The 8090-nt window shown below is 55.1% G+C and carries 6 protein-coding genes and 2 tRNA genes; 7 read left to right on the forward strand and 1 reads right to left on the reverse strand.

The window, feature by feature from the left end; genetic code table 11:
• Nucleotides 1-329 precede the first annotated feature (329 nt).
• On the forward strand, nucleotides 330-1706 hold the full coding sequence (locus JXO50_12100) for a cobyrinate a,c-diamide synthase (protein ID MBN2333832.1): 1377 nt from the start codon (nucleotides 330-332) through the stop codon (nucleotides 1704-1706).
• On the opposite strand, the gene JXO50_12105 is transcribed toward JXO50_12100, so the two are convergent.
• On the reverse strand, nucleotides 1698-2771 hold the full coding sequence (locus tag JXO50_12105) for an FAD-dependent oxidoreductase (protein ID MBN2333833.1): 1074 nt from the start codon (nucleotides 2769-2771) through the stop codon (nucleotides 1698-1700). The two genes, JXO50_12100 and JXO50_12105, sit on opposite strands and share 9 nt — an antisense overlap.
• 370 nt (nucleotides 2772-3141) lie before the next feature.
• On the opposite strand from JXO50_12105, the gene JXO50_12110 reads away from it, so the two are divergent.
• The 6 genes from JXO50_12110 (at nucleotide 3142) to JXO50_12135 (ending at nucleotide 7875) form a co-directional block, all read left to right on the forward strand.
• The gene (locus tag JXO50_12110; protein ID MBN2333834.1) at nucleotides 3142-3951 is read left to right on the forward strand and encodes an enoyl-CoA hydratase/isomerase family protein; all 810 of its coding nucleotides are present in this window, start codon (nucleotides 3142-3144) and stop codon (nucleotides 3949-3951) included.
• A 3-nt stretch (nucleotides 3952-3954) separates the two neighbouring features.
• Entirely contained in the window at nucleotides 3955-6108 is a 2154-nt protein-coding gene (locus JXO50_12115; protein MBN2333835.1) for an acetate--CoA ligase family protein, read from the forward strand.
• A gap of 19 nt (nucleotides 6109-6127) precedes the next feature.
• Nucleotides 6128-6754 carry an HAD-IA family hydrolase gene (locus tag JXO50_12120; protein MBN2333836.1) on the forward strand — a complete coding sequence of 209 codons (627 nt, stop codon included), beginning with the start codon at nucleotides 6128-6130 and terminating at the stop codon, nucleotides 6752-6754.
• A gap of 67 nt (nucleotides 6755-6821) precedes the next feature.
• Nucleotides 6822-7592: a sulfite exporter TauE/SafE family protein gene (locus JXO50_12125; GenBank protein ID MBN2333837.1), complete on the forward strand. Its 771-nt coding sequence runs from the start codon at nucleotides 6822-6824 to the stop codon at nucleotides 7590-7592.
• 96 nt (nucleotides 7593-7688) lie between these two features.
• A tRNA-His gene (locus JXO50_12130) sits at nucleotides 7689-7765 on the forward strand.
• Between the two features lie 33 nt (nucleotides 7766-7798).
• Nucleotides 7799-7875, forward strand: a tRNA-Arg gene (locus JXO50_12135).
• Nucleotides 7876-8090 lie beyond the last annotated feature (215 nt).

The raw sequence follows: 8090 nt of genomic DNA on the forward strand, positions 1-8090 counted from the left end.
AATAATTCGTAACAAACGCAGTAAAATCAAGCCTGATTTAGTGAAAATAGCGGCTTAACCCTCTAAAAACTTTAGACTGTCAAGTTTAAGCAACATGTTGCACCTCATGTGTTATATCTTTTGTTACTACTATATTGTTTGATAACAAGTAGATATATGATTTGCATGGTAATAAATGTCAACGAAAATGTTAGCTTCTGTGTTAGGAGTCCAAGTTTTGGTGTCATATGATCTGTAGACCAGGAGTTTCAGTCCTCCCTGGCGCGCCAATCTTGTGGAGGAGTTGAGGCGTTCAAGATGGAGGCTCCTTTTTTTGTTCGGGGGGACCGGTGCTAAAAACCATATCGCAAAAAGGTGATTTTGCGGCTTTCTGCTTGGGAGCAACCCATTCGGGAACCGGCAAGACGACCATCACCCTGGCTCTCCTGCGGGCGCTCAAACGCCGTGGTCTCTCCCTCCAGCCATGCAAATGCGGCCCCGACTATATCGATCCCTCCTTTCATGCCCGGGCTGCCGGGTGTCCATCGATCAACCTCGATACCTGGATGATGACCCCGCAGGGGGTGCAGCGATCCTTTGCCCGGGCCTGCCGTTTTGCCGACGTTGCCGTTGTTGAAGGGGTTATGGGGTTGTTTGATGGTTTTTCACCTACGTCCCTGGAAGGCAGTAGTGCCGACTGTGCCCGGCTCCTCGGATTGCCGGTCATCCTGGTGGTTGACGCCGGCGGTATGGCGGGTAGCATTGCGCCCCTGGTCAAGGGATTTTGTGAATTCAATGGCGAGATTTCCATTGCCGGAGTCATTGCCAACAACGTCGGCAGCGATTCCCATGGGCAGCTGCTGCAGGAGGCCCTGGCGGGCGCCGACCTGCCACCGCTGTTGGGTGCTTTGCCGAACAAAGAGGAATGGCAGCTTGAGGAACGCCATCTTGGTCTGGTGCCTTTTCTGGAAAATCGAAAGGCGAATGGGTGGTTTGAGCGGCTTGCTGACGGGGCTGAACGCCATATCGACATTGACCGTTTGTTGGCAATCGTCCGGATGCCGAAACCTGCGGCATCCGTAGTGCGGACGGTGCAAAAGGCAGCTGTACGCCTGGCTCTGGCCCGTGATCGGGCATTTCATTTTTACTATCCTGACAATCTCTATCTGCTGCGCCAGGCCGGGTTTGAAATTGTCGAATTTTCCCCGCTCACAGACCGGGAACTGCCGGTCGGGACTCAGCTGGTGATGCTAGGTGGCGGCTTTCCGGAAGTGTTTGCCGCTGAGTTGGCCGGCAACGAAAGCATGCGCTCGGCCATCAAAGCATTTGCCGGCCATGGTGGGATGATCTATGCCGAATGCGGCGGTTTCATGTACTTGGGGGAGAGCCTGGAAAACGCAGTGGGCGATAGATTTCCCATGTGTGGCGTGGTGCCGGGGCGTTCGCACATGACCCCGAAACTTTGTTCTCTGGGCTACCGGGAAGTGGCAACCGTGAGCAAAACCCCTTTCGGTCCCCCGGGGACTACCTTGCGTGGCCATGAGTTCCACTGGTCAGAGATGGAACTGAGCCAGCCACGACAACCCCTCTACCTTCAGGTTGACCGCACCAGCACCGGTAAACAGTGCGGCATCCATGACCAAAACGTTATGGCCAGCTATATTCATCTGCACTTTGGTGCCACTCCTGGGGTTATCGATGCATGGTCCAGGAGCTTTTCAGCCTGAGACGGATCTTTCGGCTGCCATCAATGCCCCTTCCAGGTAACCGCCCTGCTGGTCCGCAGTTTCCGTGCCCGCGAAGCGGATCGTTTCCCCCCAGAAAGCTGTTTTCCCCGCTGGTGGCCGATATTCCGGGTGTTCGCGCATTGGCTGCTGATCGAAGCGGGTTGCCGTGTAAGGCTCACAGGCCCAGTCCTGATAGAAGCAGCTCAGCGGCTCATGGGCCTGTTTGCCAAACAGCTCATCCAACTGGGCTATAATAGCCTGCTGCAAGATTTCCTTATTGCCCCTCCCGGCGGCCGGAATGCCGACAAAACCCACCAGTGCATAAGGTCCTTCATTGCCGTTGGAGCCATCATGAATTTCCACCATCGGTCCCCGTTGACTGAATGCCTGACCGGAGAGGTTGTTTTTTCGCCAGAACGGTTCATCATAGACGGCACAGAATTTTGCTTCGCCTGCCATCCACGTTCCCATCTTCAGCATTGCCTGGCCTAGATGCGGGGCAAGGTCTGGGGTGAACAGGATGCTGGCAGCTGCCAGTCGAGGCGGCAGGGCCATAATCACCTGTTTTACCTTATAAGTTACAAGAGGTTTTTGTTCCAGTATCCCGATGCCGACGAGGGCGCCGTTGTCGGTTTTAGTGATGGTGCAGACCGGCTGGTTGAGCCTGACGGCGGTCGGCGGAATCTCTGCGGCCAATCCTGTGACCAAGGCTTGCATGCCCCCTTTGAGACGCCAGGATTGGGGTTCCATGGTATAGCCGCTCATCGTACGGACGCTGCCGTTAGCCAGTTGATGACGGCCGAAACCATCTTCATACTGCCGGTAAGCATCCAAGCCCAGCTTTTTTATCAGGGCTACCATCCGTGGTTGAATAGCCGGCCAAAACCAGGAAGGACCGAGATCGGTGAAAAGTTGTTTGTAGTTGGGGCTGAAGATACGCCCCCCAAGGCGGTTCCTGGCTTCGACAAGGCGGAAAGGCCTGCCTTGTTTTGCCAGCAGAGAGGCGGCATGCAAACCACTGATCCCGCCGCCAATAATTATGGTGTCAATCGATTTACTGTTCATTTCATATCTGCTCCGTGGTGCTTGTGCTTCAACAGCTGTTCGTTTTGAGGCCCGCCGGTCGGTGGTTTATCGTTCTCCCATCAGGGGATTTTCCGACCGAGTTTTTGCATCGGCAGCTTGACCGCTGACCAGCGTATATAGCATATATCGGATACAATATACAATAAAGTTCAGGCAGGTTGTGTCGTGGGAAAGGGTTGGGCTTTTTCTCGGGGCTATGATATGTCCACAAGAGAAGGGTGAATCGGCAAGCTGTTTGATGGGAGATAATAAACCGTAAAGTTTCATTCCCTGCGAAGCGAGGAGTTTTATATCAGTTTTTTCATGGTAAGGTGGAGCTGTTTTGGTAAACGCTGGTAAGGAGGAGCGTATGGAACTGGAAACGGTAGTGTATGATCTCGATGGACAGGTGGGGGTTATTCGCCTCAATCGACCGGAGCGGATGAACGCGGTCATTGAACAGATGTATCTTGACTTGCAGACGGTGCTGGCTGCCGCTCGCGATGATGACCAGGTCCGGGCACTGATTCTTACCGGCTCCACCTGGCGGCGGCCTGATGGCGACAAGGAGGCTTTTTGCGCCGGGGCTGATCTGAAAAAGCATTCCGCCGGTGAACGGTCCCCTTGGCAGAAACGGCAGTATATCTTTCTGGCCCATGAAACCACCCGCCAGCTCTATGAGTTCTCCAAGCCGGTGATTGTGGCGGTTAACGGCCCGGCTCGGGGAGCCGGCAGCGAAATGGCCCTCAACGGTGATTTTCTCCTGATGGCTGATTCGGCCACCATCGGGTTTCCGGAAACCGGCCTGGCCACCTTTGTGGGCGGCGGGGTGACCTCCCATCTGGTGCGGCTGGTGGGAATGATGAAGGCCAAAGAGCTGGTTTATACCGGCACCGTTCTCGATGGCCCGGCCGCAGCTGCTCTTGGTATTGCCCTCAGGTCGGTCCCCCAGGAGGAGCTGTTGCCGGAGGCCCTCAATCTTGCCCGGTCGGTGGCTGCCAAAGCGCCCATCTCCATCTCTTTTGCCAAAAAGCTTCTCCAAAAAGCTCCCCACTGGGATCTGGAAACGGTCTTGTTGGCCGAGGCGGAGGCCATCCTGGCCTGCATGAATACCGAAGACTGGCATGAAGGGGTGCGGTCATTCGCCGAAAAACGCCAACCACATTATGAAGGGAGATGAATCATGGGACTTGAACAGGTGCTGAATGCCCGTTCGGTGGCCATTGTCGGTGCTTCCAATAATGAAACCAAACGGGGATACCAAGCGATCAGAATCCTGCTCGATGAAAAGTATGAAGGTGTCATCTATGCGGTTAACCCCCGGGAAGAAAGTGTCCTGGGGTTGTCCTGCTACCGCAATGTTTCCGATATCGAAGAGCCGGTGGAGCTTGCCCTGATTACCACTCCCGCGGCAACCATCCCGGCGATTCTTGAGGACTGTGGTAAAAAAGGGGTGGCCGGGGCGGTGATTATCGCCGGCGGGTTTGGCGAACTGGGAGCTGAAGGGAGAAAGCTGGAAAAAGAGGTGGTGGCCACCGCCCAGCGCTACCAGATTCGCCTTATTGGTCCCAACACCTCAGGGATGATGAACCTGAAAAGGCGCCTGAATGTGGTCGGCCTGCGCAATGTTCCCAAAGGCAATATCGCCCTGCTTTCCCAGAGCGGCAACATGGCCCTGACCCTGATTACCGAGGCGGCGATCAAAACCCAGATGGGCTTTTCCTATTATGTGGGGGTAGGCAACGAGGCGGATATCCGCTTTCACGAGTATCTGCAGTTTTTTACCGATGATCCCGATACCAGAGCCATTCTCATGTATGTGGAGGGCATGCGAAATGGCCGGGCTTTTCTCCAGCAGGCCTACCAGACGACCCGCAGCAAACCCATTGTCCTGCTGAAAAGTGGCCGTTCGGCGGCCGGCAAACAGTCGGCCGGTTCCCATACCGGCGCCTTGGCCGGCATGTCCGAGGTTGCCAGAACCGCCTTCAAGCGGGCCGGCATTATTGTCATCGAAAATTCCGATGAACTGCTGCCGGCGGCCGAAAGCCTGGCAAATCTGCCGCCGATCAAAAACAACAATGTGATCATCCTCGCTGATGGCGGCGGTCACGCCACCATCGCCGCCGATGAGTTGACCGATCTCGGGGTCAACCTGCCGGTCTTGAGTGAAAAGACCCAGGAACGCCTGCGGGCAATCCTGCCGCCGGCGGCTTCGGTCCGCAACCCCATCGACGTGGCCGGCGGCGCTGATGCCAATCCCAACATCTTTGCCGACTGTGCGGAAATCATTCTCCATGATCACCATGTGGGGGGGCTGTTGATGGTCGGCCTGTTCGGTGGCTACAGCATTCGTTTTGCCGCCAGCCTTGCTTTTGTTGAAGAGGATGCCGCCCATCGGTTGGGCAAGCTGGTCAAGGAAACTGGCAAACCGATTGTCATGCACAGCCTCTACAATTTTGCCAAACCCCACGCGCTGGATCTGCTGCGTTACTACAAGGTGCCGGTCCATGATTCACTGGAAATTGCCTGCAAGTCTGTCGGGGTGCTGGCGGAATACGGGGGCTATCTTGGGGGTTACAAGGCGAAAGCTAAATTTACCTTTACCGAAGGGAAAAAATCCAAGGTCCGGGGCCGGGAGATTTTTCAGCAGGCGCGCCAGGAAGGGCGAACGGCGCTGCTGGAACATGAGGCCAAGGAGCTGCTGAGCCTGCATGGCCTGGTGGTCTGTCTTGACTGCCTGGCCAATTCAGCCGAGCAGGCGGTCCAGATGGCCGCCGGCATTGAGGGGGAAGTGGTGATGAAGATTGTTTCCCCGGACATTCTCCATAAAAGCGATGCCGGCGGGGTGAAACTCCATCTATCGACTCCTGACGAGGTGCGCCAAGCGTATAATGAGATTATCGCCAGCGCGGAGAAATTTGATCCCCGGGCGCTCATCAAAGGGGTGCTGGTGGCGCCCATGATTGAGGAAGGCCTGGAGGTGATTGTCGGCACTAAAATCGATGATCAGTTCGGTCCCATCATCATGTTTGGCATCGGCGGTATTATGGTGGAGGTTTTAAAGGATGTGGCGTTTCGGGTACTGCCCATTTCCGCCCGTTCGGCCCGGCGGATGGTTGATGATATCAAGTCGGCCACTCTGCTCAATGGTTTCCGGGGCAAACCACCGGTGGACAAGAAAGCTCTCCAGCACCTGCTGCTGGAGGTTTCTGAAATAATCGGCTCTTATCCTGACATCCAGGAGATGGATCTCAATCCGGTGATTGTCCATGAGCACGGGCTCAATGTGGTCGATGCCCGGATTATCCTGACCCCGCCTGAAGCCCGTCGCTGGTAGAGGGTTTGGGATCCTGATTATGAAATTTCCAGTGCAGGTACTTTTCTTTGATCTTGACGGGACGCTGGCCGATACGCTGCCCGACATTGCCAGGGCGGTCAATGTGGTGCGGCGGGAGAACGGCAGGAAAACGCTGTCCGATGAGCAGGTGCGGCCCCTGATTGGCGATGGCGCCCGGCTGCTTATGGAGCGGGCCATGGGTGCGGCCGATGATCGGTGGTTTCAGCGGTTCCTTGATGTCTACCGTCTTCAGCCGGCAGCAGGTTCGAGGGTCTATCCGGGGATCTTTGAGGTGCTGTTGCGCTATGAGCATAAACTGCTTGCCTGTGTTACCAACAAACCGAAAGACCTGGCCCTGCAGGTTTTGGCCGACCTCGACATCCTTTCCTTTTTTCAGGAGGTGATCGGACCTGAAGATGTCCTGAGGAAAAAGCCAGCTCCTGATGGGTTGCAGCTGGTTCTCAAACGCTTTGGGGTTGCCGGTCGGCAGGCAGTGATGATTGGCGACCACCATACGGATCTGCGGGCTGCCGCTGCCGCCGGCGTCGCTTCCTGTTTCTGCCGTTATGGCTATGGTCATGATGATGGTCTGCCGGCTGATGCGAGCATCAGCCGGCCCGAAGAGATTATCCATCATTTTTATTGAACGATCTTTTGCGCTTTTGCCGGCAGACAGAAAACAGCCAGTTCGTGGTTATAGGGAATTTCCTCCAATGGTTGAAATGATAGTTGTCGCGGCCCTCGGCTTGGTTGTCGGTATCCTCTCATCGGTCTTCGGCCTTGGAGGTGGCATCATTATGGTCCCGGGGCTGACGATGGTCAGCAAGCTTTCCCACCTGCAGGCAATGGCCACCAGCATGGGAGCCATTGCCATGCTGACGCTTTGGAATACCTGCATGTATTCCCGCAAAGGGCTGGTGAACTGGTCGGTGGTTTTCTGGCTGGCCTGCGGATCGTCACTCTTTGCTTTTACGGCTGCCCGGCTCGCTCCGCTGTTGCCGGAAGCGCTGCTGATTGGTATAATGATGGTGTTTCTGCTCTATCTCGCCTATCGGACCTTTAGGCTGGGAACCATAAAAGCGCGGGAAAAAGGGCGAAAATCGCCGCTCCGTTCCTTTGGCATTGGGGCCACCAGTGGAACGGTGGCCGGTTTTACCGGTATCGGCGGTGGCGGCATAACAACACCGCTGATGCTGGTCAGCGGTTTGGTGGTCAACGAAACGGCAGCCCCCACTTCAAATGCCATCATGATTTTTACCGCAGTGGCGGCCTGCATCTCTTATGCGGGTCGCGGGGTCTGTTCTTTTCCTGAAGTCGGTCTGATTCACGCTGATTATTCTCTCCTGCTGGCCCTGGGGTCGGTGCTATCTTCTTTTGCCGGTGCCCGCTTGAATGCGGTCCTTTCTTTACGGCTGCGCAAAATGATTCTTGGCTTTATCCTACTGACCATTGGTGCCCGGTTGGGCCTTCAACTCCTTTGGTGAGTTATCGCCCGGTCGGGAGACGGCGGCATGTTCGGGATAAATTACTATTGACAGAACAGCGCTTTTCCTTTATGAGAAAAAACCTTCAAACATATGGTGGGTGTAGCTCAGTTGGTTAGAGCGCAGGATTGTGGCTCCTGAGGTCGAGGGTTCGAATCCCTCTACTCACCCCATTTTCTCTTAATTCTACTGGTTCTTTCTTGTTTGCGCCCGTAGCTCAGCTGGATAGAGCGCCGGACTTCGAATCCGTAGGCCGGGGGTTCGAATCCCTCCGGGCGTGCCAGTTTTCCTTTTTTCCCCCGTATGGTTTCTTCCTCAGATTTTCCAGGCTGTCCCCGGCTCTTGCGTTAATCTTCTGCCGCAGCAGATAAACCGCTCAATTTATATCTCTTCTGGCCGATATATGTATAATTAACTTGACAGTCTAAAGTTTTTAGAGGGTTAAGCCGCTATTTTCACTAAATCAGGCTTGATTTTACTGCGTTTGTTACGAATTAT

It is taken from the genome of Candidatus Anaeroferrophillus wilburensis, assembly GCA_016934315.1.
GTDB classification, from domain to species: Bacteria; Desulfobacterota; Anaeroferrophillalia; order Anaeroferrophillales; family Anaeroferrophillaceae; genus Anaeroferrophillus; species Anaeroferrophillus wilburensis.

What these genes read in the sequence shown, in the direction of transcription:
- JXO50_12120 (MBN2333836.1), top strand. Translation starts at nt 6,128, where the DNA reads ATGAAATTTCCAGTGCAGGTACTTTTCTTTGATCTTGACGGGACGCTG.
- JXO50_12110 (MBN2333834.1), top strand. Translation starts at nt 3,142, where the DNA reads ATGGAACTGGAAACGGTAGTGTATGATCTCGATGGACAGGTGGGGGTT.
- JXO50_12115 (MBN2333835.1), top strand. Translation starts at nt 3,955, where the DNA reads ATGGGACTTGAACAGGTGCTGAATGCCCGTTCGGTGGCCATTGTCGGT.
- JXO50_12105 (MBN2333833.1), bottom strand. Translation starts at nt 2,771, where the DNA reads ATGAACAGTAAATCGATTGACACCATAATTATTGGCGGCGGGATCAGT.
- JXO50_12125 (MBN2333837.1), top strand. Translation starts at nt 6,822, where the DNA reads ATGGTTGAAATGATAGTTGTCGCGGCCCTCGGCTTGGTTGTCGGTATC.